Here is a 451-nt window from a genome sequence, read left to right on the forward strand (position 1 = left end):
TATCACTCCCTTTACAATACTATCGTTTTTGTAATTGGAGCGGTGTCGATCGAGCTCGTRCTCGGATTAATTCTGGCGCTGCTGTTAAGCACGGGTTTCAAAGGCAGTCATTTTGCGCGTACGTTATTTTTAAGTCCGCTTATGATCGCACCGCTTGTTTGCGGTTTAATTTGGAAGTTYATGCTCAACGATCAATTCGGAATTCTTAATTCCTTTCTTTTCAAGATGGGTATCATTGACAGCCCGCAGAGCATCTTGTGGTTGTCAGACGAAAGATTTGCGCTTMTKTCCTGCATGATAGCAGATATCTGGCTGACTACGCCGTTTATGATGCTGATCCTGCTGGCAGGCATACAAGGCATACCCGAAAGTCTGTACGAAGCAGCGCACATTGACGGAGCGAATAAGAGCCAATGTTTCTGGCGTATTACACTGCCTTGTCTTCGTCCGG

The 451-nt window shown here is 45.9% G+C and carries 1 protein-coding gene; it reads left to right on the forward strand.

Annotated elements, in window-relative coordinates:
* Window positions 1-451 (forward strand): carbohydrate ABC transporter permease (locus ASG81_RS26945; RefSeq protein WP_235549049.1); only part of this gene is annotated, 451 nt, incomplete at both ends.

The sequence above is a fragment of the Paenibacillus sp. Soil522 genome, from assembly GCF_001428245.1.
Classification (GTDB): Bacteria; Bacillota; Bacilli; order Paenibacillales; family Paenibacillaceae; genus Pristimantibacillus.